20 protein-coding genes are annotated in these 23,340 nt (G+C 62.9%); 9 read left to right on the forward strand and 11 right to left on the reverse strand.

Going from position 1 to position 23,340, the window contains the following annotated elements; genetic code table 11:
- The first annotated feature begins 274 nt into the window (after window positions 1-274).
- Window positions 275-526 (forward strand): DUF2790 domain-containing protein, encoded by a 252-nt coding sequence (locus tag ACIPL0_RS01845; RefSeq protein ID WP_400594276.1) that lies wholly within the window; start codon window positions 275-277, stop codon window positions 524-526.
- A 588-nt stretch (window positions 527-1,114) separates the two neighbouring features.
- On the opposite strand, the gene ACIPL0_RS01850 is transcribed toward ACIPL0_RS01845, so the two are convergent.
- The 4 genes from ACIPL0_RS01850 to ACIPL0_RS01865 all read right to left on the reverse strand — a co-directional run bounded on the left by ACIPL0_RS01850 (window position 1,115) and on the right by ACIPL0_RS01865 (window position 5,803).
- Window positions 1,115-2,452, reverse strand: a complete 1,338-nt coding sequence (locus tag ACIPL0_RS01850; RefSeq protein WP_400594274.1) for an MFS transporter — start codon at window positions 2,450-2,452, stop codon at window positions 1,115-1,117.
- Between the two features lie 191 nt (window positions 2,453-2,643).
- Window positions 2,644-3,594: a hydroxymethylglutaryl-CoA lyase gene (locus ACIPL0_RS01855; RefSeq protein ID WP_400594271.1), complete on the reverse strand. Its 951-nt coding sequence runs from the start codon at window positions 3,592-3,594 to the stop codon at window positions 2,644-2,646.
- Window positions 3,591-4,784: a CaiB/BaiF CoA transferase family protein gene (locus tag ACIPL0_RS01860; RefSeq protein WP_400594268.1), complete on the reverse strand. Its 1,194-nt coding sequence runs from the start codon at window positions 4,782-4,784 to the stop codon at window positions 3,591-3,593. The genes ACIPL0_RS01855 and ACIPL0_RS01860 overlap by 4 nt, the downstream gene beginning before the upstream one ends.
- A 107-nt stretch (window positions 4,785-4,891) precedes the next feature.
- On the reverse strand, window positions 4,892-5,803 hold the full coding sequence (locus tag ACIPL0_RS01865) for a LysR family transcriptional regulator (protein ID WP_400594265.1): 912 nt from the start codon (window positions 5,801-5,803) through the stop codon (window positions 4,892-4,894).
- 239 nt (window positions 5,804-6,042) lie between these two features.
- Here ACIPL0_RS01865 and ACIPL0_RS01870 point away from each other — a divergent pair, with 239 nt between their 5' ends.
- Together ACIPL0_RS01870 and ACIPL0_RS01875 are read left to right on the forward strand one after the other, a co-directional pair.
- Complete coding sequence (locus ACIPL0_RS01870) at window positions 6,043-6,363, forward strand: hypothetical protein (protein ID WP_400594262.1); 321 nt, start codon at window positions 6,043-6,045, stop codon at window positions 6,361-6,363.
- A gap of 138 nt (window positions 6,364-6,501) precedes the next feature.
- Window positions 6,502-7,251 carry a substrate-binding periplasmic protein gene (locus ACIPL0_RS01875; RefSeq protein WP_400594260.1) on the forward strand — a complete coding sequence of 250 codons (750 nt, stop codon included), beginning with the start codon at window positions 6,502-6,504 and terminating at the stop codon, window positions 7,249-7,251.
- A gap of 389 nt (window positions 7,252-7,640) precedes the next feature.
- Here the strand turns inward: ACIPL0_RS01875 and ACIPL0_RS01880 are convergent, their stop codons facing one another.
- From ACIPL0_RS01880 to ACIPL0_RS01910, 7 genes are all read right to left on the reverse strand, one after another.
- Window positions 7,641-8,600 carry a zinc-binding alcohol dehydrogenase family protein gene (locus tag ACIPL0_RS01880; protein WP_400594257.1) on the reverse strand — a complete coding sequence of 320 codons (960 nt, stop codon included), beginning with the start codon at window positions 8,598-8,600 and terminating at the stop codon, window positions 7,641-7,643.
- A gap of 31 nt (window positions 8,601-8,631) precedes the next feature.
- Window positions 8,632-8,805 carry a DUF1427 family protein gene (locus ACIPL0_RS01885; protein ID WP_400594254.1) on the reverse strand — a complete coding sequence of 58 codons (174 nt, stop codon included), beginning with the start codon at window positions 8,803-8,805 and terminating at the stop codon, window positions 8,632-8,634.
- A 128-nt stretch (window positions 8,806-8,933) separates the two neighbouring features.
- Window positions 8,934-9,710, reverse strand: coding sequence for an AraC family transcriptional regulator (locus tag ACIPL0_RS01890; RefSeq protein ID WP_400594251.1), 777 nt, complete (start codon window positions 9,708-9,710; stop codon window positions 8,934-8,936).
- 307 nt (window positions 9,711-10,017) lie between these two features.
- Window positions 10,018-11,304 carry an OprD family porin gene (locus tag ACIPL0_RS01895; RefSeq protein WP_400594248.1) on the reverse strand — a complete coding sequence of 429 codons (1,287 nt, stop codon included), beginning with the start codon at window positions 11,302-11,304 and terminating at the stop codon, window positions 10,018-10,020.
- 252 nt (window positions 11,305-11,556) lie between these two features.
- Window positions 11,557-11,760 carry a hypothetical protein gene (locus ACIPL0_RS01900; protein WP_400594245.1) on the reverse strand — a complete coding sequence of 68 codons (204 nt, stop codon included), beginning with the start codon at window positions 11,758-11,760 and terminating at the stop codon, window positions 11,557-11,559.
- Window positions 11,761-11,936: 176 nt separating this feature from the next.
- On the reverse strand, window positions 11,937-13,043 hold the full coding sequence (gene aguA, locus ACIPL0_RS01905) for an agmatine deiminase (protein WP_400594242.1): 1,107 nt from the start codon (window positions 13,041-13,043) through the stop codon (window positions 11,937-11,939).
- Between the two features lie 299 nt (window positions 13,044-13,342).
- The gene (locus ACIPL0_RS01910) at window positions 13,343-16,297 is read right to left on the reverse strand and encodes an aminotransferase (protein ID WP_400594239.1); all 2,955 of its coding nucleotides are present in this window, start codon (window positions 16,295-16,297) and stop codon (window positions 13,343-13,345) included.
- Window positions 16,298-16,577: 280 nt separating this feature from the next.
- On the opposite strand from ACIPL0_RS01910, the gene rfbB reads away from it, so the two are divergent.
- The 6 genes from rfbB (at window position 16,578) to ACIPL0_RS01940 (ending at window position 23,306) form a co-directional block, all read left to right on the forward strand.
- A complete protein-coding gene (gene rfbB / locus ACIPL0_RS01915) occupies window positions 16,578-17,657 on the forward strand; it encodes a dTDP-glucose 4,6-dehydratase (protein WP_400594236.1) in 1,080 nt (359 codons plus the stop codon).
- On the forward strand, window positions 17,654-18,529 hold the full coding sequence (gene rfbA / locus ACIPL0_RS01920) for a glucose-1-phosphate thymidylyltransferase RfbA (protein ID WP_400594233.1): 876 nt from the start codon (window positions 17,654-17,656) through the stop codon (window positions 18,527-18,529). The genes rfbB and rfbA overlap by 4 nt, the downstream gene beginning before the upstream one ends.
- A complete protein-coding gene (rfbC, locus tag ACIPL0_RS01925; RefSeq protein WP_400594230.1) occupies window positions 18,526-19,071 on the forward strand; it encodes a dTDP-4-dehydrorhamnose 3,5-epimerase in 546 nt (181 codons plus the stop codon). The genes rfbA and rfbC overlap by 4 nt, the downstream gene beginning before the upstream one ends.
- A complete protein-coding gene (rfbD, locus tag ACIPL0_RS01930) occupies window positions 19,068-19,955 on the forward strand; it encodes a dTDP-4-dehydrorhamnose reductase (protein ID WP_400594227.1) in 888 nt (295 codons plus the stop codon). Before rfbC ends, rfbD begins: the two co-directional genes overlap by 4 nt.
- 160 nt (window positions 19,956-20,115) lie before the next feature.
- Entirely contained in the window at window positions 20,116-21,930 is a 1,815-nt protein-coding gene (locus ACIPL0_RS01935; protein WP_400594224.1) for an ATP-binding protein, read from the forward strand.
- Complete coding sequence (locus ACIPL0_RS01940) at window positions 21,927-23,306, forward strand: sigma-54-dependent transcriptional regulator (protein WP_400594221.1); 1,380 nt, start codon at window positions 21,927-21,929, stop codon at window positions 23,304-23,306. Before ACIPL0_RS01935 ends, ACIPL0_RS01940 begins: the two co-directional genes overlap by 4 nt.
- Window positions 23,307-23,340: the final 34 nt, after the last annotated feature.

Here is a 23,340-nt window from a genome sequence, read left to right on the forward strand (position 1 = left end):
AGTACCGGAAATCTACTATCCGACTTAGATAATCAGCATTTTAGTACCGGAATTTCACAAGCCTGTCATAAGCCAGCGCCGGTCAAAGTCTGATGGGATCAGTGCACGGCGGGAAATGTACCTCTGTGTATCTACACCTGTAACGGATACGCACGGATGCGTTTCCCCCGGTTCGGCGACACATCCGGTATACGTGCGGGGCGTTAAATGGGACCCATCGAGACGGCACACAGCGTCTCAAAACGGTTACCCACTCAACGCAAGGAGTCACGTCATGAACTGGAAAAACCTCAGCCTCGCTTCCCTGTTTGCCGTTCTGAGCCTGGGCGCTGTCGGCGCCAATGCGGCGGATGCGCACAGCTACATGTACGGTGATCACCTGGACATCGCCAAGGTGGTGTCGGTGAACGAAGGTTCGGCGTCTTGCGGTGTGGTGAATGCGCGGCTGACTTATCTGGATTCGATGGGTCAGAAGCAGGCGGTGGATTACCGGACCATTGCTCAGGGCTGTGCGCAGGACAATTGATTATTCGGGGCATGTTGTACTTGTGGGAGGGAGCCCTGCTCGCGAAAGCGTCAGATCAGACACTGCTGTGTTGACTGATAGACCGCTTTCGCGAGCAGAGCTCCCTCCCACAGGGTTTTGTGTTGTCGGCTCGATTTCGGCACAACCCAAGCCCGTAGCAGTCCGGCTTGCCGGCGGTGGCATCAGGTCAGGCGTTGCTGTGTTGACTGATACAACGCTTTCGCGAGCAGGGCTCCCTCCCACAGGGTTTTGTGGTGTCGAGTGGGTTTCGGCAGAACCAAAACCCGTAGCAGTCCGGCTTGCCGGCGGTGGCATCAGGTCAGGCACTGTTGTATTGGCTGACAGACCGCTTTCGCGAGCAGAGCTCCCTCCCACAGGGTTTTGTGGTGTCGGGTAGATTTCGGCACAACCCAAACCCGTAGCAGTCCGGCTTGCCGGCGGTGGCATCGGGTCAGGCACTGCTGCTTTCGCGAGCAGGGCTCCCTCCCACGGGGTTTTGTGTTGTTGGGTGAATCTCGGCAAAACCCGCAAGAACCCGCCCGTCGACGAATGCGTGGGTTCGTCGGCGGGCGGGATTTTGCGGGAAACTCAGCGCTCGTTTTTGTCGAGGGTGCGCAGGCGTTCTGGCAGGCCCCACAGCAGTAGGGCGGCGGCGATGATGCTGGTGACGCCGATGACGTACAGCGCCGGGGTGGTGCTGCCGGTGAGGTCTTTGATGCTGCCGACCATGACCGGGCTGACGATGCCGCCGAACTGGCCGAGAGTGTTGATCAGGGCGATGCCGCCGGCTGCGCCTGCACCGGCGCCGGCCAGCAGTTTCGGTGGCAGGGTCCAGAAGGCCGGGATGGAGGCGACGATGCCGCCGCCGAGCATGGCCAGGGACAGGATCAGCAGGCTGGTGTGCTGGGCGAAGATGCCGGCGCTGAAGAAGCCGATGGCACCGAGCACGACCAGGCCGCAGACGAACTTGCGACGCTCGCCGCTGGCGTCGGACAGGCGACCGACCACGACCATAGCGATGGCACCGCAGATGTACGGAATGGCGGTGAGCAGGCCGATCATCACCGGGCTTTCCACGCCAGCGCTGCGGATCAGTTGCGGCGCCCAGAAGTTGAGGCCGTAGGACGCCACCTGGATCAGGAAGTAGATCAGGCCGAGCATGAGGAAGCCGGGCAGCTTCAGTGCTGTCAGCAACGAGCCGCCATGCTTGTGCGGTTCATGGTGGGCAATGCGACTGGAGAGGTAGGTCTTTTCCGCATCGGTCAGCCAGTGTGCGTCGCTGACACGGTCCTTGAGGATTGCCAGCACCATCACGCCCAGCGCCACGCACGGCACGCCGCCGAGCAGGAACAGCCAGTGCCAGCCGCGCATCTGCATGACGCCGTCCAGATGGCCAAGCACCAGTCCGGATATCGGCGCACCGATCAGGCCTGCAAACGCCGAGGCGAGGAACAGCAGCGAGGTGATGCGGCCACGGTAAGTCTGCGGGAACCACAGCGTCAGATAGAACAGCACGCCTGGTGCGAAACCGGCTTCCATCGCGCCGATGATGAAACGCAGCACATAGAACTGCCAGTCGGCGTTGACGAACACCATCAGCGCGGTGGCGATGCCCCAGGAAATCATGATGCGGGCGATCCAGCGGCGGGCGCCGACCTTGTACAGCATGATGTTGCTCGGCACTTCAAACAGCACGTAGCCGATCACGAACAGGCTCGCGCCCAGGCCGTAGGCGGTGTCGCTGAGGCTCAGGTCGGTCTGCAACTGGAACTTGGCGAAGCTGATGTTGATGCGGTCGAAGAAGGCGAACAGGTAGCAGACCATGATCAGCGGCATCAGGCGCCAGGCAACCTTGCGGATCAGGGCTTTTTCGGCGCTGACAACCTCGGCGAGGCTGCTGTCCGGGTTCAGAACAGAGATAGACATGACGTTGACTCCAGTTGAGCGGCCCTGAAGGCGCCCTATTGTTTTTGTTGTCTGGACGAACACCCGTGGTGGCGTGGTCGTTCGTTTCTGTAGGAGTGAGCTTGCTCGCGATCGCGTTCGGTCAGTTACAAATTCGGTGTCTGACATTACGCATCGCGAGCAAGCTCACTCCTACAGGGGTTGCGTTGGCATTACTCCGGCAGATTCTCCGGCGTCGGGTGCAGGTCGCAGTTGCGTCCGGCCTTGGCCACTTGCCCCGGCATTTCGTGACCGAGCAGCGCGGGCAGACGACGGGACATCTGCAACAGGTGCGGCAGGTCGATGCCGGTTTCGATGCCGATCTCTTCGCACAGGTTGACCAGGTCTTCGGTGCAGATGTTGCCCGACGCGCCCGGGGCGAACGGACAACCACCGAGGCCGCCCAGCGACGCATCGAAACGCCGCGCACCGGCTTCATACGCCGCCAGCACGTTGCTCAGGCCCAGGCCGCGAGTGTTGTGGAAGTGCAGGGTCAGCGCCGACGCCGGAATCCGCGTCAGCACGCGCTGTACCAGCCGGTGCACCTGGCGCGGGTTGGCCATGCCGGTGGTGTCGGCCAGCGAGATGCCTTGCAGGCCCAGTTCCAGAAAGGCGTCGACGATCTGCAGCACGCGGTCTTCATCGATCTTGCCCTCGAACGGGCAACCGAAAGTGGTGGCGATGGAGCCGTTGAGGCTCGGCCTGACGTCTGCCGGGGTGTCGGCAACAAACGACACCACATCGGCGAAGGCATTCAGCGACTGCTCGCAGCGCATGCGCATGTTGGCGCGGTTGTGGGTCTGGCTGGCGGACATCACCAGATTCAGCTCGTCGGCACCCGCGGCGATGGCCCGCTGTGCGCCCTTGAGGTTAGGGATCAGCGCCACATAGATCACGCCAGGCTGACGCAGGATGCCGCGAAACACTTCGTCGCCATCACGCAGCGCCGGAATGGCCTTGGGCGAAACAAAAGAACCGGCTTCTATGCGGCTGAAACCGGCCAGAGAAAGCTGGTCGATCAGGGCGATCTTGTCGGCCGTCTCGACCCATTTCGGTTCGATCTGCAGGCCGTCGCGCGGGGCGACTTCCTGGACGATCAGGCGTTCGGAATAGTCGGTGATCATTGCACCACCCCGCTGGTTTTCAGTTGGTCGATGTCGGCGGCGGTCATGCCCAGATCGGCGAGCACGCTGTCGGTGTGCTGGCCCAGCGCCGGGCCTTGCCACTGCACCGAGCCGGGGGTGTCTGAAAGCTTTGGCACGATGCCCGGCATCTTCACGCTGGCGCCGCCGGGCAGTTCGGCGTCGAGGATCATGTCGCGGGCCTGGTAATGCGGATCGGCGACGATGTCGGCAACGTTATAGATGCGCCCGGCCGGCACTTCGGCCTGCTCCAGCGCTTGCAACACGTCATCGATCGGCAGGCTCGACGACCAGGCGCTGATCGCCGCATCGAGCATGTCGCTTTGCGCTGCGCGGCCATCGTTCTGGGCGAATTCCGGGGCTTCGGCCAGGTCTGGGCGGCCAATGGTGTGCATCAGGCGCTTGAAGATCGGGTCGCTGTTGCCGGCGATCACCACAAAGGCGCCCTCGGCCGTTGGGTAAGTATTGGACGGTGCGATGCCCGGCAAGGCGCCGCCGGTGCGCTCGCGAACGTGGCCGAGCATGTCGTACTCGGGCACCAGGCTTTCCATGACGTTGAACACGCTTTCCACCAGCGACACGTCGACGATCTGGCCATCGCCCTGCCCGGTTTTCACCCGCAGCAGCGACATCAACGCGCCCATCACGGCGTGCATGGACGCCAGCGAATCACCGAGGCTGACGCCAACTCGTGCCGGCGGCGAGCCCGGTGTGCCGGTGGTGTAACGGATGCCGCCCATGGCCTCGCCGATGGCGCCGAAACCGGGACGGTCACGATAAGGGCCGGACTGGCCGTAGCCGGAAATGCGCACCAGGGTGAGTTTGGGGTTGAGTGCGTGCAGCACGTCCCAGCCCAGGCCGAGTTTTTCCAGGGCGCCGGGGCGCAGGTTTTCGATCAGTACGTCAGCGCTCTCGGCCAGACGTTTGACGATGGCGATGCCTTCCGGGGACTTGAGGTTCAGCGACAGGGACTTCTTGTTGCGCGACTGCAAGTACCACCACAGCGAGGTGCCTTCGTGCAGTTTTCGCCATTTACGAAGAGGATCTCCCTGGCCCATGGATTCGATCTTGATCACCTCGGCGCCGAACTCGCCCATCAGACGGGCGGCAAAGGGCGCAGCGATCAGTGTGCCGATTTCGATCACGCGCACACCGTTCAGGGGGCCTGTCATAGCGGATACCTCAAGTGTTTCTTGGAATTTGTAACCAAGACTAGAGGACCGGGCTTTTATGAATCCAGCCGTATGTAGGCAAGTAGCGTTCGCGAAACGCGAACGACTTAGTGCAGATTCTTCTGCAAATGATCGAACAACAGGCGGCTGACTGGCGACAGCGCCTCTACATCGCGCACCACCAGAATCAGCGTGCGGTCGGCCCAGCGGTCGCTCAGCGCCACGGCGGTCAGGCCCAGCGGTGTGCCGAGCAGGTCGAAGGCTTTGCGCGGCAGCACACCGATACCCATGTTGGCCTGGACCATCCGGCACATGGCGTCGAAGCCGGGCACGTGAATGCGTACGCGCAGCGGTTTGCCGTGGGAGCGCGCGGCGGTGTGGGTGCGCATGTTGATCGAGCTGGCGGCGTGCAGGCCGATGTGGTCGCTGCCGAGGGTGTCTTCGAACGCCACCCGCTCACGGCCGGCCAGCGGATGGTCCGGGCGCATGACCACCACCAACTGGTCACGCCGATAGGGCACGCTGATCAGGCCCTGAACATCGGTGTCTTCCGAGCAGATACCGATGTCGGCGACGCCGTCGATCAGCCCCTGCACCACGCCGTTGCTGGGCCGTTCTTCGAGATCGACCTTGACCCGCTCGTGGCTGGCGACGAAGTCGTGCAGGTCTTCGGGGAGAAACTGGATGATCGCCGACAGGTTCGCCAGCATGCGCACATAGCCGCGCATGCCTTGCAGGTGTTCGTCGAGTTCCAGGCCCATCTTGTCCAGATCGGAAAGCATGCGCCGCGCGTGGTGCAGCAAGGTTTCGCCCGCCGCTGTCAGTTGCATGCCCTTGGCGTTGCGCACGAACAGGCCGATGCCGAGCACTTCCTCCAGTTCCATCAGCCGCTTGCTCGCCGCCGACGTGGCAATCGCCTCGCGGGAAGCGGCGCGGGTCAGCGTGCCTTCTTCATGCACGGCAACGAACAGCTTGAGGGTGATCAGATCGAGACGTCGGATAAGGCTTTTGTGCAGCATGGAAAATTCTCGGCCATGGGGCGACGGCAAGCATACAGGCAAACGGAAATCGGCAGTCTTGTCCGACGATTTGTCTGAAAGCCGCAACAGTGCTATCACGCACACTTATCGGGCGTATCCGGTTGGCCCCCTCCCCGATCAGGCCGCCATCTAGTAACGTATAGACACATCCGACGGGCCAGCGCCTTCCTGCAATGCGCCAAGGGCCCGCAAGCAGATACACGAAAGTAGGTCACACCGTGCACAAAGTCAGACTGATCAAGTACTTATGGAGCCACCAGACCCAGGAGATTTCCTCGGAGTGGTCCAAGCTTCTCTTTGAAATGGACCTGCCTTTCGTCCCTTTCATTGGCCTGAGCATCCAGTTGCCCGAGCAACAGGCGTGGCATATCCGCGATGTGGAATGGAACGTCGAGGAAGCCACCTTCCGCTGCCACATCGAAGACCAGTACATGAACCTGCTGGGCGTTGATGATTCCTACGAGGATTGGCTGGACACCCTGCAGGAATGCGGTTGGTCGATGAGCGGGCGTTATACCAACGAAAACGACAAGACCTGATCGCCTGCTACAGGCGACTCGGATCACGCTTGATTGCCACGGACGGCGAAAAGGAACCCGGCAAGGTCATGACCGCGTCATGAGCCAGGCAAGCGGCCTGCTTCGGCAGGTCCTGTATTTACCTTGAGCATTGCTGCCATGAAATGGATTTTCCGCTGTATCCGGGGCGCGTTCGGCGCGCTGCTGGCTTGGTCGTCGATGGCCGCTGCCGCCCCGGCGGTCGATGTGTATTTTGCTGAAGCCCCTCCGTTGACCATGCTCGACCAGAACGGCCAGCACGGCATTACCGGCGACGTGATCATCAAGGCCATGGCCATGGCCGGCTATACGCCCAGGCTGGTGTCCTCCCCGTGGCCGCGTGCGCAGCGCGATGTCGCCAGCGGCGAAAGCCTGCTGATCGCCCCCCTGTCGCGCACCAACAGCCGGGAAAACAATTACACCTGGATCGCTCCGCTGATGACCATGGACCGGGCTTTTTTCAGCCTGGACCGACGGGTTGATAGCTTCGATGAGGCCAAGAGCGCGTTCAAGATGATCGCCGTGGGGCTGGGCAGCGCGCAGGAAACCCGGCTGCGTGAGGAAGGCTTTGCCGACTCGCAGATCTACCCGCTGAAAATCGGCGACAACGCCGCGCAATTGCTGCTCAAGGGCCGGGTCGACGCCTGGTTCAATGGCGTGCCGGAAAGCCTGTACATCTGGAAACAGGTCAGTGATCGGCCGCTGATCATGGGTCGGGTGCTGATGACCGCGAATCTGTATCTGGCCTGTTCGAAGGACTGCGACCCGCAGATGGTCGACAAACTGCGCACGGCGCTGGATACGCTGGAGAGCAACGGCACCATTGACCGGATCGAGGAGAATTATCTGCGCGGGTTGCCGGTGAGGTAAGCCCCACTACGAATACATGCCAATTATCGGGTTTCTGGCCGAAGGCCGTGGGAGGGAGCCCTGCTCGCGAAAGCGGCGTGTCAGGCAGCACAGCATTGACTGGACTGACGCTTTCGCGAGCAGAGCTCCCTCCCACAGGATCGGTGGTGGCGGATGGACTTCGGTTCGGCACACACCCGTAACAGTCCGGCTTGCCGGCGGCAGCGATCTCACAGACGCCACTCTCTCCAGCCTGGACAAATGATTAAAAGTGGGAGGGAGCCCTGCTCGCGAAGGCGGTTGGTCAGCCAGCACAGCTGCGACTGGATTGCCGCTTTCGCGAGCAGGGCTCCCTCCCACAGGTCATCTACCGGCCTTGCGACCGTGTTGCACAATCGGCGGCGGGACCTTCAAGGCAACAAGATGACCTTGTCCGTCGCGCCGGCATTCACTTCGGCATAACGCGCCAAGCCTTCTTCCAGCGGCACTTCCACCAGGCCGGTCGGCAAGGGCAGCGAACCGTCGTCGAACAGCTTGCCGAACTGCTCCAGCATCCGCGCGCAGGCTTCGACGCCGTACAGCAGGGAGTTGACGCCCACCACCGAGCCGCCCTTGCGGTACAGCGCCAGCGCTGGCAGTTGCACCTGGCCGTCGACCGGTGCGGCGATGATGGCGATGCGGCCGAATGGCGCCAGCGCCGAAACCGAGGCCGGCAGCCAGAAGCCGGTGGTGTCGAAAATCACATCAGCGCCGCCGGCGAACACGGCGTTGACCTGGCTGCCGAGGTCTTCCGGCTTGTCCAGCAGGATCGCGTCGTAGCCCTGCTCTTGAAGCGTCGTGAGATGCTCCGGGCGACGCACTGCCGCCAGCACTTTCGCGCCGCGGACTTTGGCCAGGGCAATCGCCGCGCTGCCGACCGCGCCATTGGCGCCGATCACCAGCAAGCGTGTGTTGGCATCGACCAGACTGCGCTCCAGCGCATCCCAGGCGGTGGTGTAAGGCACGCCGAGACTGGCCGCCTGAACGAAACTCAGCGACTTCGGTTTGAGCGCAACGCCCTTGGCCGGCAAGGTGATGTAGCCCGCGTGGGAGCCGTCGCGCTCGAAGCCGATTTTATTACCGGTGCCCCAGACTTCCTGGCCGATCAGTTCCTGCGGGCCTTCGACGACCACGCCGGCAAAATCACGCCCCGGCACACGCGGCAGCGTGGTGTAGGGAAAACGCCCGAGCACGTTCTTCACGTCGCTGGGGTTCAGGCCCGCTGCCTTGATCTGTACCAGGACTTCGCCGGGCGCCGGCACGGGTACAGGCAGTTCGACGACTTGCAGCGCAGCCAGGTCGCCGGTGCGGGGAAATTGCAGTGCTTTCATGGGGTGTCATCCAGGTTGCGAAACGGGTGGTTCAGGACATCAGATTGGCGAGCAACTGCCGGCCCATCGGCCAGAGCTTTTCACCGGCCTGCATGCCCAGCAGGCCAACCAGCGCCACCAGTGGCGGTGCCGGCGAACGGAAATCGAGGGCGCCGTAGAGCAGGCCGACGGCGATACCAATGGCAAGAGAAATGACGTAGCTCATGACCGACTCCGGGTCTGGCGTCGTGCGGCACCATTGCGGCACGACGGCGTTCAGCGATGAGCGGAGTGTAAGGAGGGAGAAACGGGACTATCGGCCAAGTGCTTCTGAATTTCGGACAGACTGGCAGATCAGGCGGAGGGCTCGCCCAGCAGATACTGTGACGGCGCCACACCCAGCGCCCGGCGGAACATGTCGCTGAAGCTGCTCGGCGAATAGCCCATGGAGCGGGCGATCTTGCTCACCGGCACGCCCTGGATGATTTCCGCCACCGCCGTCGCCAGCTGCACCTGCCGCCGCCATTCGGCGAATCCCATGCCCAGCGCCGCCTGAAACAGCCGCGACAGCGTACGCACGCTGGCCCCGGCGTTTTCCGCATGCTGCTCGAATGACACATCGATGGAGGGCTCGATCATCACCGCCTGACAGAGATTCATCAGCCGGCGATCGCTGTCGTCGGGCATCGGCACTTTCAGCACCGAGCGCCTGGCACGCTTGAGCTCCAGCAGCGCCAGCGCAACCAGCGCGTCGTAGTACGGCGAGTCCTTGTCCGCCTCAGCCACCAGCCCGACGATCAATTCCCGCAACAACCCGCCGACTTCCAGCACCTGCACCGTGGCGTCCAGCGTCTGCGCCAGCCCCGGACGCAGGTAGATGTTGCGCATTTCCAGGTCCGACACCACGCGAATGCCATGGGGCACGCCCGGCGGCAACCACACCGCACGCTGCGGCGGCACCACCAGCGCCTCATGGGGCGTCTCGACCCACATCACCCCGGACATCGCATACAACACCTGACCCCAGTCATGTTCATGGGGCTCGGTGTAATGGCCACGGGCATAGGTGCGCGACAGCGGCTGCACGGGGACGGCTGTGTCGGTGAGGTCAGGTGGTGCGGCGAGGGCCATGGTGGTGATCGGTCAGTATCGGGGTGCTCATGTTAGCAGTCCGCCCGAGACGGTGGTGATGTGCCGAATGATGTCGACTGAAGCCAAACCTGTGGGAGGGAGCCCTGCTCGCGAAGGCGTCAGGCCTGACACTACATCATCGACTGAGACGACGCTTTCGCGAGCAGGGCTCCCTCCCACACAGGCGTCTGGCCTGAATTTTCCAGGGGTATCAAGGCCAGCGTTGGCTCAGCGCGGTGCAAACAAAAACGCCCCGATCTCTCGACCGGGGCGTTTGTCGTCGCTTCAGCTCAGACGCCGTTCAACATCAGAACACGTTGATCGGGTAGTCGATGAAGATACGGGTTTCGTTACCCTGGCGGTTGTACTGGTCGGCGTTGTTCGACACACGCAGGATCGAGTTGCGCAGGCGAACCGACAGGTCCTTGGCCGGGCCGCTCTGGACCACGTAGGTCAGCTGGCTGAACCACTCGCGCTCTTCACCACGGCCACGGTCGGAACCGTCGTCGATGTTGTCGCCGCGCACGTAGGCGATCTTGTAGCTCAGGCCCGGGGTGACCACGGTGGACAGGTTCACGCCATAGCCCAGCTGCCAGGAACGCTCGTCCTTGCCGTTGAAGTCGGACCAGTAGGAGTTGGCCAGGTAGATGGAGTTGCCACCGTCGCCGGTGCCGCCGGCATTGCGGTAGCCGCCGTAGTTGTAGCCGGTTTCGCCGGTGCTGCGCTGGTGCGCGATGGTGAACGAGTGGATACCGGTGGCCCAGGTGGCCGCCAGGCTCCAGATCTTGTTGTCACGCGCGTCGTCGACCGCGAAGTCCTTGTCCAGCTTGGTCTTGTAGCCGTTGAAGTCCAGGGTCAGGGACTGATCCTGTGGCAGGGCGAAGACGTAGTTCAGGTTCAGGTACTGCTTCTTCAGCACGTCTTCGTCGTCGGAGGCGTAGAACGCAGCGCTGAAGGCGTCGGTGAACTTGTAGCTACCGCCGTAGACGTTGATGCTCTTCAGGTCGCCACTGTCGCGGCCTTCAGCACTCTTGCGAGTCTGCGCGGTGAAGCGGCCCGCCGTCAGGGTCAGGTCCTTGATCTCGTTGGAGGTGATCAGGGTACCGGTGTAGCTTTCCGGCAGCAGACGCACGTTGTCGTAACTGAGGACCGGCAGCTCCGGCATCATGTCGCCGTATTTCAGTTCGGTCTTGGAAATGCGGAATTTGATCGCGCCACCGAAACGGGCCAGATCGTCAGCCGCGTTGCCGCTGTCGCCCTGCTTGAAGAAGTCGATACCGCCCGCGCCGCTCTTGCCCTTGCCGCCGTCCAGACGCACAGCGTACAGACCGAATGCATCAACGCCGACACCCACGGTGCCTTGCGTGAAACCGGACGAATAGTTGGCCATGAACGCCTGACCCCATTCGGCACGGTCAGTGTTGTTGGCGCCTGGGCCACCGGAGTTCTTGTAGTCGCGGCTGATGTACGCGTTGCGCAGTTTGACCTTCAGGCTGCTGTCTTCGACAAAGCCGTTGGAGTCTGCCTGGCCGTCCGCCATGGCGTGGCTGGCGGCGAAGATGCTCAGGGCGAGCAGGCCGATACGCTGTTTCATCTTGTTGTCCTTGTGTGCAGATTGATCGCGCGCTGTGGCAAAAACCGAACAGGTTATTGCGTCTCCCGAAGCTGTCGACAGTCCCGGAAGCCCGCACGAAATCATCGCAGTGGACTACTGATGCACGTACATGGCGCTTGGCCACAGGCGGTGGAGGCGCGAATGCTATCCGCGGCATGTAACAGTGTCAATTTGACGAGCGCCGAACCCACGCATGGATACGCCTCCCCAGACCTGGGAGAGGCGCCTCGTTCAACTGTCGAGAATGCCCAGCAGCGCTTCCATTTCCGCCTCGTCGATCAGACCGGAAGGGTAACGTTGCAGCAGCATAGTCCGGTAATCCGGAGCCTGCGTTTTTGGAGCCTGAGTCATCCGTAACCAGTCCGCCAGTATCTGCCGTGCTTCACTGCTCGCAGACAAACCTCGAGCCACACTCGGCTCATGACCTGCGTTCATAGGACAACCTCTTGTATCTTGAGCTGCGAAATCTACGGTGCTTTTGTTACAGACGAACGAACCGGGTAACGCGAAAACCACCCCGGATCACTTGTTTTTCAGGCAAACGAGAAAACGCTACCCACAAAAAAGCCCGTCATGCGACGGGCTTCGATGCGAGCAAGAAGTGAACCAACTCAGCGGCGTTGCGGTGCCGGCTGCTGTTGGGTCAGGCAGTGGATATTGCCACCACCCAGCAGCAGTTCGCGGCCCGGCACCATGACCACTTCGTGCTCGGGGAACAGCTGCTGCAGGATCTGCCGCGCGGTTTCGTCCAGCGGGTCGTCGAAGCTCGGGGCGATGATGCCGCCGTTGACGATCAGGAAGTTCACGTAGGAACCGGCCAGACGCACCGATGGGTTGCGCTCCTGGCTTCCGTGCACCTGATCGACGCCGGCGCACTCTTCTTCGGTGGCGAACAGCGGGCCCGGAATCGGCATCTTGTGTACGACGAACGGACGGCCTTTGGCATCGCGGGCATTTTCCAGCACCGCCATGGCGGCCTGGCAACGCGGGAAGTTCGGGTCCTGTGGGTCGTCGGTCCAGGCCAGCAGCACTTCGCCAGGGCGCACGTAGCAGCAGAAGTTATCCACATGGCCATCGGTTTCGTCGTTGTACAGGCCATCCGGCAGCCAGATGATTTTCTCCACCGACAGGTGATCGCGCAGCACCGCTTCGATTTCTTCGCGGGACAGGTGCGGGTTGCGGTTGCGATTGAGCAGGCATTCTTCAGTGGTGATCAGAGTGCCTTCGCCGTCGACATGGATCGAGCCGCCTTCCAGCACGAAGCCTTCGGTGACGTAGCGCGGGCAGCGTTCGATTTCCAGCACCTTGCTCGCCAGCGCCGCGTCCAGGTTCCATGGCGAATACAGGCCGCCATCGAAACCGCCCCAGGCATTGAAAGCCCAGTCGACGCCACGCACTTCGCCCTGATCGTTGATGACGAAGGTCGGGCCGGTGTCGCGCACCCAGGCGTCATCGTTGCTGATTTCAACGACGCGGATATTCGGCACATCCAGACGCGAACGGGCGTTGTCGTACTGCGCCGCCGACACCGCCACGGTGACCGGCTCGAAACGGGCGATGGCCTTGGCCACGGCAACATGGGCGCTCTGTACCGGCTTGCCACCCAGACGCCAGTTGTCCGGGCGCTCGGGCCAGACCATCCAGGTCTGCGTTTGCGGCGCCCACTCGGCAGGCATGTAAAAGCCGTCGGCGCGTGGTGTGCTGTTGAGTGTGGTCATGTCGGTGAAGACTCCAGAAAACCGGGGAAGGCTGTTAGCCGATACAAATCGAACTTTATAGGAAAATCAGTCGACAAAAACAGCACAATTTTCGATCAATGCGGATATTAATCGAATAATAATGACAACTGGATTGCACTGATCACTTGTAGGAGCTGGCTTGTCCTGCGAGCGGCGGGGAACCCGTCGTAAAACCTATGCACTCGGTGTACCTGACACGGCCAATGCGTATGGATTTACGACGACTGCGTCGCCGCTCGCAGGACAAGCCAGCTCCTACACAGGGTTGGCCGTTGTCCTCAGGCTTCCAGCTCGCTCAGCACCTTCGACACGTTATCGACAAAAAAATCCACGCTGCGACGGGTGGTGACCATCGGTGGCTTGATCTTGAGGATGTTCAAATAATCGCCGGTCGGCTGCATGAAAATGCCCAGCTCGCGAAGGCGATCGCACAGGTAGGTGGTTTCCTCGGTGGCCGGTTCCAGGGTTTCGCGATTGCGCACCAGCTCCAGGCCCAGATAGAAGCCCGAGCCGTGGGCCGCGCCCACCAGCGGATGTTTGTCGATCAGCGCCGACAGCCGCGCCTTGAAGTGATCGCCCACTTCACGGGCGTTGTCCCAAAGCTTTTCCTCCTCCATCACGTCCAGTACCGCCATGCCAATCCGGCAACTGACCGGACTGCCGCCCGACGACGAGAAGAAATAGCCTTCGGCTTCCAGCGCCTCGGCGATTTCACGGCGGGTGATCACTGCGCCCAGCGGATGGCCGTTGCCCATGCCCTTGGCCATGGTGATGATGTCCGGCACCACGCCCTGCTCTTCAAAGCCCCAGAAGTAATGCCCCAGACGGCCATAACCCACCTGCACTTCGTCGGCGATGCACACGCCGCCCTGGGCGCGGACCATCTGATAGACCTGTTGCAGATAGCCCGGCGGCAGCGAAATACCGCCAGCATTGCCATACACCGGCTCACAGATGAAGCCCGCGAGCTGGCGCCCCTGCTCTTTCAGCCGGTTCAAGTGCGCGTCGACACTGCGCAGATAGAATGGCGTGCTGTCGGCGCCACGGGCTTCACCGCGATAGGTGTTCGGCGCGACCACCGGATGCACCCAGTCGGGCCGGGTGCTGAGTGCCTGCGGGTTGTCGGCGATGGAGGTGGAAATGGCATCGGTCGCCACCGACCAGCCGTGATAGGCCTCCAGCACGCTGAGCACATCACGACCGCCGCTGTAGGCCCAGGCCAGACGGATCGCCAGGTCGTTGGCCTCGGTGCCGCTGTTGACCAGAAACACCCGGTCCATGCCTTCGGGCGCCAGCTTCAGCAAGCGCTCGGAAAATTCGGCGATGGCGGCGTAATGGAAACGTGAGTTGGTATTGAGCAACGACCACTGCCGCCCCGCCACTTGGGCCATGCGCGGATGGCCGTGGCCGAGCACCGCGACGTTGTTGAGCATGTCCAGGTATGACCGGCCCTGCATGTCGATCAGGTGATTGCGCCAGCCGCGCTCGATCTGCGGCGGCGCCTGATAGTAGTGCTTCTGCGAGCGGGCGAAGCTGGCGTCGCGGCGGGCCAGCAAGGCAGCCGAGTCCACGGGCGCCGGCGCATCGCAATCGAAACCCAGCAGGGCCTTGGGCGACGGGCACAGCGCTTGCCAGGCCGCCGCGCGGGACGGCGTGGTAAACAGCGGCGGGCTCAGGTCCGGCTCGCTGCACAGCTGCACGATCAACGGCCCGGCGCTCTGGCCGATCACTTCACTTGCCGCGAACTCCACCCCGGTGTCGAAATCCGAGCGCACGCCCCACAAACGCAGGGAGAAATCATCCCCCGTCAGCACCAGCGCACCGTCGGCGGTACAGCGCAACGTGCCGGCAAAAGGCGCATGCACAGCGGTGCCGCCGGGAATCACCAGCTCGACATGCAGGGCGCAGGTTTCCGGCTCGCGAGCACTGTCCGGCAGGGTCCGCGACAGGCGATATTCACCGTAGCGGCTGGCCGTCACCCCGTGGGTCTGCGCTGCCTCGGCAAGCAATTGCTCGTCGATGCCGCTCTGCTCCCAGTTGCCTGCGTCGAAATGCTCGCTGAGCACGCCGAGGTCAACGGTGGTGAAGGTCTGGCCGTTCAGCGTCGGCAGCAGCGGGGAAAAGGCATTCGCGGGCAAGCCCGCTCCCACGGGGGGCGCATTGGCAGCGGAGGCATGGGCGGACAACGGGTCGACAGCGTTGAAAATCGCCGCTTCCATCAGTGCCATCGGTATCGAAGTGGCGACGTCGAAGATGTTCCACTCGCTGGCGAGGTTGGCCTGGATGTAGCTGTTGTCCGGTTCGATGCTGGCCTGCTGCTCGCTGCTGAGCACCAATACGGCCGAGCGAGCGACGATCAGCGGCCACAGCGCCTGCAATTCTTCGGTTTGCAGCGGATTGATCGCGTGATAAGCCTGAATCGCCGGCAGGATGTACAGCGGGTCGCCATCGGCGTGATGCAGCAGCGCCGCACAGGTCACCGAGAGGTCGGTGATGCGCCAGGTGCTGACCAGATCGCCGAAGTCGATCAGCCCCTGCAATTGCCAGTGATGCTGGCTGTCGCGGGCCCACACCACGTTGTATTCGGTGATGTCCATGTGAATGGCCTGAACCGGCAGCGCCGCCACCAGCGGCAGCAGGCGCACATGGGCCTGTTCGGCAGCGTCGGCGATGCAGGCGCGGGCTTCGGCGTTGGCGATCACCGGCAGCAGGTGCTTGATCAGCGCGCTGGCGTGGCGCGGGTCCCATTGCAGAATGCGCTCAAGGCCGGGATGTTCGAAATCGGCCAGCGCCACGTCGACCCGCGCGCACAGTTCGGCCAGGCCAGTGATCACGTCCCGGCTCAAATGCGCCAGATGAGCCAGCGACTGGCCGTCGATGAATTCCAGCAGGCGGATATGCACGGCATGACCGCCGACCTCGACCGACAGCAGATCCTCGCCGTTATTGGCCGTGATGACCTGAGGCACTCGCACCTGCGGTACATCGGCCAGATGACGCAGCGCGGCGTGCTGCGCGGCCAGCTCGACGGTGGCGTAATCGCCGTGGCAGATCTTCAGCACGAAACGCCGTCCGTCGCCGGTGTCGAGCAGGAAATTACGGTCCTGATGGCTGCCCAGCTCCTTCAATGAACCGCTCAGGCCGTAGTGCGCCAACAACCATTCGGCAGCCTGTACGCTGCTGACCTGCGGGCAAGGCAGACTGGATCGGCGAATCAAGGTGGCGAGCGGCATGAGCAGGGTCCCAAGGGCATGGATGGACGGGCAATATCGCCAGTTGCCGCGTCGATAAGCAACCCCGCACAGCGCGATGTAAAGAAAATCCCGTTCGGATCGATAGATAGCGTAGTCGTTACACCCCTGAAACAGTCGCGGCGGATTTATGACGCTATCAGCGCCCGGCAATCAATTAATTTCATGGATTCCAGATGCCTTTGTGCCTTGCGCCCGTTCGCGCTGGCTCACAAGCTATGCTTCGTTATCTTGACGTCCATCCAGGGAAGAAGGTTTGGCTATGCGAATACTTGTCACCGGTGGCGCAGGTTTTATCGGCTCTGCGCTGATCCGCCATTTGATCAACAACACCGATCACGACGTACTGAACTTCGACAAACTGACGTACGCAGGCAACCTCGAATCGCTGCAGAGCATTGTCACCAATACCCGCTACGAATTCGTCCAGGCCGACATCGTCGACCAGGCTGCCGTGAGCAAGGTGCTGGAGCGCTTCAAGCCGGACGCGATCATGCACCTGGCCGCCGAATCCCATGTCGACCGCTCCATCGATGGTCCGTCGGCGTTCATCCAGACCAACATCGTCGGCACCTACAGCCTGCTCGAAGCCACCCGCGGCTACTGGCAGAACCTGCCGGACGCCGAGCGCGCTGCGTTCCGCTTCCACCACATCTCCACCGATGAGGTGTATGGCGACCTGCACGGCGTCGATGACCTGTTCACCGAAACCACGCCCTACGCGCCCAGCTCGCCCTACTCGGCCAGCAAGGCGGCGTCGGACCATCTCGTGCGTGCCTGGCAGCGCACCTATGGCCTGCCGGTGGTGGTGACCAACTGTTCGAACAACTACGGGCCGTTCCACTTCCCGGAAAAACTCATTCCGCTGGTGATCCTCAACGCCCTCGCAGGCAAACCGCTGCCGGTGTACGGCAACGGTCTGCAAGTGCGCGACTGGCTGTTCGTCGAGGACCACGCCCGCGCCCTGCTCAAGGTGGTGACCGAGGGCGAGGTCGGCGAGACGTACAACATCGGCGGTCACAACGAGCAGAAGAACATCGACGTGGTGCGCGGTATCTGCGCGCTGCTCGAAGAGCTGGCGCCGGAACAGCGCAAGGGCGTGGCCCATTACGCGGACCTGATCACCTACGTGACCGACCGCCCCGGCCATGACATGCGCTATGCCATCGACGCCGGCAAGATCGAGCGCGAGCTGGGCTGGAAGCCGGAAGAAACCTTTGAATCCGGACTGCGCAAGACCGTGCAGTGGTATCTGGACAACCTGGAGTGGTGCCGCAACGTACAGGACGGCAGCTATCAGGGTGAACGCTTGGGCACCAACGTGAAGGATCTGATCGCATGACCAAAGGCATCGTACTGGCCGGTGGTTCCGGCACGCGTCTACACCCGATTACTCTCGGCGTTTCCAAACAGCTGCTGCCGATCTACGACAAACCGATGATCTATTACCCGATCTCGGTGCTGATGCTGGCCGGCATCAAGGAAATCCTGATCATCTCCACCCCGCTGGACCTGCCGCAATACCGCGCCCTGCTCGGCGACGGCAGCCAGTTCGGCGTGCATTTCCATTACGCGGAGCAGCCAAAGCCGGACGGTCTGGCCCAGGCCTTCCTGATCGGCGAAGAGTTCATCGGCGATGACTCGGTGTGCCTGATCCTCGGCGACAACATTTTCCACGGCCAGCATTTCAGCGATCAGCTCAAGCGCGCCGCCGACCAGACCTCCGGCGCCACCGTATTCGGCTACTGGGTCAAGGACCCGGAGCGCTTCGGCGTGATCGACTTCGACGAGAACGGCCATGCGCTGTCCATCGAAGAGAAACCCAAGGTGCCGAAATCCAGCTACGCGGTCACCGGCCTGTATTTCTACGACAATGACGTCGTGCAGATCGCCAAGGAGGTCAAACCCTCCCACCGTGGCGAACTGGAAATCACCGACGTCAACAACGCCTACCTCAAGCGCGGCGACCTGCGCGTCGAGCGCTTCGGCCGCGGCTTTGCCTGGCTCGACACCGGTACCCACGACAGCCTGCTGGATGCCTCGCAATACGTGCAGACCATCGAGCATCGCCAGGGCCTGAAAGTCGCCTGCCTCGAGGAAATCGCCTTCCAGAACGGCTGGGTCGACCGCGCCCACCTGCTGCGCCGGGCTGACTATTTCGGCAAGACCGGTTACGGTCAGTACCTGTTCAAGGTTGCAGGGGAAAGTCAGTGAAAGTGATTCAAAGCGAGTTGCCTGAAGTCCTCATCATCGAACCGCGCGTGTTCGGTGATGAGCGAGGCTTCTTCTACGAAAGTTTCAACGCCAAGGCGTTCGCCGAGGCGACCGGCATCACCACACCGTTCGTGCAGGACAACCACTCGCGCTCGCAGAAAGGCGTGTTGCGCGGCCTGCACTATCAGGTGGAAAACGCTCAGGGCAAGCTGGTGCGGGTCACCGCCGGCAAGGTGCTGGACATCGCCGTGGACATCCGCCGCAGCTCGCCGAATTTCGGCAAATGGTTCGGTCTCGAACTGTCGGCGGAAAACGCCCGGCAACTGTGGATTCCAGCAGGCTTCGCCCATGGTTTCGTGGTGCTCAGCGACTACGCCGAGTTCCTCTACAAGACCACCGATTACTACACGCCCTCAGCCGAACGCTGCATCCGCTGGGACGATCCAGACTTGGGCATCGACTGGGGCCTGAGTGAAGCACCGACCCTGTCGGCCAAGGATCAGGTGGGTAAACCCCTGAAAGACGCGGACCTGTTCCCATGAGCCGATCGCTGCGGATTCTGATCAGCGGTCAACACGGTCAGGTGTCTCAGGCGCTGCAACACAGCCTCAAGGATCTGGGCGAGTTGATCGTCGCGGGGCGTGATCGCCTGGACCTCAGCCAGCCCGAATCGATTCGCGCCGTGGTTCGCGAGGTCAGCCCCGACCTGATCATCAATGCCGCCGCCCACACAGCGGTGGATCTGGCGGAAAGCGAGCCGGACCAGGCCTTCGCGATCAATGCCAGCGCTCCCGGCATCTTTGCCGAAGAGGCCGCGGCACTGGGTATCCCGCTGATTCACTACTCCACCGACTACGTGTTCGACGGCAGCAAGGACAGCCCGTGGAACGAGTCCGACACGCCCGAGCCGCTGGGCGTGTATGGCCGCAGCAAGCTGGCCGGGGAACAGGCGATTGCCGTGGTCGGCGGGCAGCATCTGATCCTGCGCACCAGCTGGGTCTATTCGCTGACCGGAAAGAACTTCCTGCTGACCATGCAGCGCCTGTTGCAGGAGCGCGAAAAGCTGACGGTGGTGGCCGATCAGATCGGCGCGCCGACCTGGGCCGGTAGTATCGCTGCCAGCACCCGGCAGTTGATCGAACGTTGGCGCGACGGCCATCCCGGTGCCTGGGGTGTCTATCACCTGACCAACAGCGGCGAAACCTCGTGGTTCGGCTTTGCCCAGGCCATCGGCGAGCAACTGGTCAAGGCCGGCAAGTTGTGCGCAGCCCTTGAGCCGATCCCGTCCAGCGCCTACCCGACCCCGGCAACCCGCCCGCTCAACTCACGCCTGGACTGCAGCCACCTGCTTCAGGAATGGGGCGTCAGCCAGCCAGACTGGCATGCCGCATTGCTGGAGTGCCTGGCGCAGCAGCGGCAGGCATAATACGGCGCATACCGGCACCGGCCGCGTGTAACCTGTTGACGACCGCTGCGCGCTCGTTCGCGGATGAATCCGCTCCCACATCGAATGGCATGTGCCTGTGGGAGCGGATTTATCCGCGATTGCCCGAGTGCATGCACCATCACATTCACTGGCACCGACGATGACCAGCACCTCCACCCTCCCACCTCGCCCACGCTGGCGCAGCCTCGCCCTGCTGGCGCTGTGTCTTGCGCCGTTGCTGTGGCCGCTGGAGCAATTGGCCGAGCGCTATTACCGCAACGAGCTGATGAGCCAGAACCGGCAGACGCTCGACCTTTACGTCGCCAACTTGCTCGGCACGCTACACCGCTACGAAGTGCTGCCGCAGATTCTCGGCGACCTGCCTGGCTTGCGCGCCATGCTCGCCAGCCCGCAGGACCGGCAGGTTCAGGAGCAGGCCAACCTGCTGCTGATGAACACCGCGCAGCAGACCGGCGCAGAGGTCATCTACCTGATGGCGCCCAACGGCGACACGCTGGCGGCGTCGAACTGGGACAAGCACGACAGTTTCGTCGGGCGCAATTTCGCCTTCCGCCCGTATTTCAGCAACGCCATGGCTGGCAAGCTCGGGCGCTTCTTCGGCCTGGGCACCACTTCGGCCAAGCGCGGTTACTTCTTCGCCGCAGCGGTACGCGACGGCGACACGGTGATCGGCGTGCTGGTGGTCAAGGTCGATCTGGACCTCACCGAAACCCTGTGGGGCAAGACCCCGGAGCAACTGCTGGTCACCGACCACAATGGCGTGGTGATCCTCACCTCCAATCCCAACTGGCGTTTCCGCGCGACCCGGCCGTTGAACGACGAGGAAAAGCAGGCCATCACCACCGTGATGCCCTACCCGACCCGCGATCCGCGCCCGCTGCAACTGGATGAAAACGGCTGGCTGACCCAGACACAACAGATCGACGAAACCGGCTGGAGCGTCAGTATCCTTGCGCCGAAAGTGCTGGTGTCGCGCCCGGTCCGCACGGTGGTCGCGGTCGGCGGTGCAACCCTGTTGGTGCTGATGTTGCTGCTGGGGCTGATGATGCAACGTCGGCGGCACTATCTGGATCGCATCAACTTCGAAGCCAAGGCCCGCCGCGAGCTGGAAATGCGCGTGGCCGAGCGCACCAGCGATCTGGAAGGCCTCAACCGGCGCCTGCGTCAGGAGGTGCTGGAGCGCGAGCATGCCCAGCAGGAGCTGTTTCGCGCCCAGGACGAACTGGTGCAGGCCGGCAAGTTGTCGGCGCTGGGCACCATGTCCGCCAGCATCAGCCACGAACTCAACCAGCCGCTGGCGGCCATTCGCAGCTACGCGGAAAACGCCGAAGTGCTGCTCGACCATCAGCGCACCGACGACGCGCGCGGCAATCTCAAGCTGATCAACGAGCTGACCGGGCGCATGGCCTCGATCATCGCCCACCTGCGCGCCTTCGCCCGTCGCGACCGTCATGCGCCGGAAAGCGTGGCCCTGCAGCCGGCACTGGACGACGCTCTGGCCCTGCTCGGCAAACGCCGCCGGGCCATGGACGTCGAGCTGATCCGCGACCTGCCGGACGCCACCCTGTGGGTGCAGGCCGGTGAAACCCGTCTGCGTCAGGTACTGGGCAACGTGCTGGCCAATGCGCTGGACGCCCTCACCGAAAAGGGCCCGCCGCGCAAACTGTGGATCAGTGCCGAATACAACGCCGAGCTCGTCAACCTGTACATTCGCGACAACGGCCCCGGGTTTTCCATGAATGCCCTGGAACATGCCCGCGAGCCGTTCTTCACCACCAAGACCCGCACTCAGGGGCTGGGCCTGGGCCTCGCCATCTGCGATACGCTGATGCGCGCACTGGGCGGCGAATTGCTGTTCGCCAACCACCCCGAGGGCGGCGCGCTGCTGACCCTGCGCATGCGCACGGCGGCCTCAGGAGTCAGTCTTCAAACGCCGGAGGATCTATCTGCATGACCACGGACACCGCCATCGACAGCCGCATTCAGGTGGTGCTGATCGACGACGACCCGCACTTGCGTCAGGCCCTGAGCCAGACGCTGGACCTGGCCGGTCTGAAAATCCTGCCATTGAGCGACGCCACGGGCCTGCAAGGGCGCATCGAGCGCGACTGGCCGGGGGTGATCGTCAGTGACATCCGCATGCCCGGCATCGACGGTATGGAGCTGCTCAAGCAGCTGCACGCGCAGGACCCGGAGCTGCCGGTGCTGCTGATCACCGGCCACGGCGATGTGCCGCTGGCGGTGCAGGCCATGCGCGCCGGCGCTTACGACTTTCTGGAAAAACCTTTCGCCAGCGATGCTCTGCTCGACAGCGTGCGTCGCGCTTTGGCCCTGCGCCGGCTGGTGCTGGACAACCGCAGCCTGCGCCTGGAACTGAGCGACCGCCAGCAACTGAGTACGCGGCTGGTGGGCCTGTCGGCGCCGATCCAGCGTCTGCGTGACCAGATCGGCGCGCTGGCGGCGACCAAGGCTGACGTGTTGATCCTCGGTGAAACCGGCGCCGGCAAAGAAGTGGTCGCCCGCGCCCTGCATGATCTGTCCAACCGTCGTAACGGCCCGTTCGTGGCGATCAACGCCGGCGCGCTGGCCGAATCGGTAGTGGAAAGCGAGCTGTTCGGTCATGAGCCGGGCGCGTTCACCGGCGCGCAGAAACGTCGCATCGGCAAGTTCGAATTCGCCAATGGCGGCACGCTGTTTCTCGACGAAATCGAGAGCATGAGCATGGACGTGCAGGTCAAGCTGCTGCGCCTGTTGCAAGAGCGCGTGGTCGAGCGGCTGGGCGGCAACCAGCAGATCCCGCTGGACATCCGGGTGATCGCCGCGACCAAGGAAGACCTGCGTCAGGCCGCCGATCAGGGACGCTTCCGCGCCGACTTGTATTACCGCCTGAACGTCGCGCCGCTGCGCATTCCGCCGCTGCGTGAACGGGGCGAAGATGCCTTGGTGCTGTTCCGTCATTTTGCCGACACCGCCAGCCTGCGCCACGGTCTGCCACAACGCGAACTGCAACCCGGCCACCGGGCGGTGCTGTTGCGTCATGGCTGGCCGGGCAACGTGCGCGAATTGCAGAACGCCGCCGAGCGTTTCGCCCTGGGCCTGGAGCTTGAGCTGGAAGGCACCCCGCAGCAGGATCTGCCGACTGTCAGCGGCGGCCTGAGCGAACAGGTCGAAGCCTTCGAGCGGGCCCTGATCGCCGCCGAACTGACCCGCCCGCACAGCTCGGTGCGCAGCCTCGCCGAAGCCTTGGGCGTGCCACGCAAGACCCTGCACGACAAGCTGCGCAAGCATGGGTTGAATTTCAGTGGTGGAGGCGTTGATGAGCATGAGTGAACCGGTGATTCCACGGACAGAGCAGTGGCATCAG

It is taken from the genome of Pseudomonas sp. NPDC090208, assembly GCF_044746785.1.
Classification (GTDB): domain Bacteria; phylum Pseudomonadota; class Gammaproteobacteria; order Pseudomonadales; family Pseudomonadaceae; genus Aquipseudomonas.

What these genes read in the sequence shown, in the direction of transcription:
- ACIPL0_RS01875 (WP_400594260.1), top strand. Translation starts at nt 6,502, where the DNA reads ATGAAATGGATTTTCCGCTGTATCCGGGGCGCGTTCGGCGCGCTGCTG.
- ACIPL0_RS01895 (WP_400594248.1), bottom strand. Translation starts at nt 11,304, where the DNA reads ATGAAACAGCGTATCGGCCTGCTCGCCCTGAGCATCTTCGCCGCCAGC.
- ACIPL0_RS01935 (WP_400594224.1), top strand. Translation starts at nt 20,116, where the DNA reads ATGACCAGCACCTCCACCCTCCCACCTCGCCCACGCTGGCGCAGCCTC.
- ACIPL0_RS01940 (WP_400594221.1), top strand. Translation starts at nt 21,927, where the DNA reads ATGACCACGGACACCGCCATCGACAGCCGCATTCAGGTGGTGCTGATC.
- ACIPL0_RS01845 (WP_400594276.1), top strand. Translation starts at nt 275, where the DNA reads ATGAACTGGAAAAACCTCAGCCTCGCTTCCCTGTTTGCCGTTCTGAGC.
- rfbB (WP_400594236.1), top strand. Translation starts at nt 16,578, where the DNA reads ATGCGAATACTTGTCACCGGTGGCGCAGGTTTTATCGGCTCTGCGCTG.
- ACIPL0_RS01900 (WP_400594245.1), bottom strand. Translation starts at nt 11,760, where the DNA reads ATGAACGCAGGTCATGAGCCGAGTGTGGCTCGAGGTTTGTCTGCGAGC.
- ACIPL0_RS01910 (WP_400594239.1), bottom strand. Translation starts at nt 16,297, where the DNA reads ATGCCGCTCGCCACCTTGATTCGCCGATCCAGTCTGCCTTGCCCGCAG.
- ACIPL0_RS01855 (WP_400594271.1), bottom strand. Translation starts at nt 3,594, where the DNA reads ATGATCACCGACTATTCCGAACGCCTGATCGTCCAGGAAGTCGCCCCG.
- rfbA (WP_400594233.1), top strand. Translation starts at nt 17,654, where the DNA reads ATGACCAAAGGCATCGTACTGGCCGGTGGTTCCGGCACGCGTCTACAC.
- ACIPL0_RS01865 (WP_400594265.1), bottom strand. Translation starts at nt 5,803, where the DNA reads ATGCTGCACAAAAGCCTTATCCGACGTCTCGATCTGATCACCCTCAAG.
- aguA (WP_400594242.1), bottom strand. Translation starts at nt 13,043, where the DNA reads ATGACCACACTCAACAGCACACCACGCGCCGACGGCTTTTACATGCCT.
- ACIPL0_RS01860 (WP_400594268.1), bottom strand. Translation starts at nt 4,784, where the DNA reads ATGACAGGCCCCCTGAACGGTGTGCGCGTGATCGAAATCGGCACACTG.
- ACIPL0_RS01890 (WP_400594251.1), bottom strand. Translation starts at nt 9,710, where the DNA reads ATGGCCCTCGCCGCACCACCTGACCTCACCGACACAGCCGTCCCCGTG.
- rfbD (WP_400594227.1), top strand. Translation starts at nt 19,068, where the DNA reads ATGAGCCGATCGCTGCGGATTCTGATCAGCGGTCAACACGGTCAGGTG.
- ACIPL0_RS01885 (WP_400594254.1), bottom strand. Translation starts at nt 8,805, where the DNA reads ATGAGCTACGTCATTTCTCTTGCCATTGGTATCGCCGTCGGCCTGCTC.
- ACIPL0_RS01880 (WP_400594257.1), bottom strand. Translation starts at nt 8,600, where the DNA reads ATGAAAGCACTGCAATTTCCCCGCACCGGCGACCTGGCTGCGCTGCAA.
- ACIPL0_RS01850 (WP_400594274.1), bottom strand. Translation starts at nt 2,452, where the DNA reads ATGTCTATCTCTGTTCTGAACCCGGACAGCAGCCTCGCCGAGGTTGTC.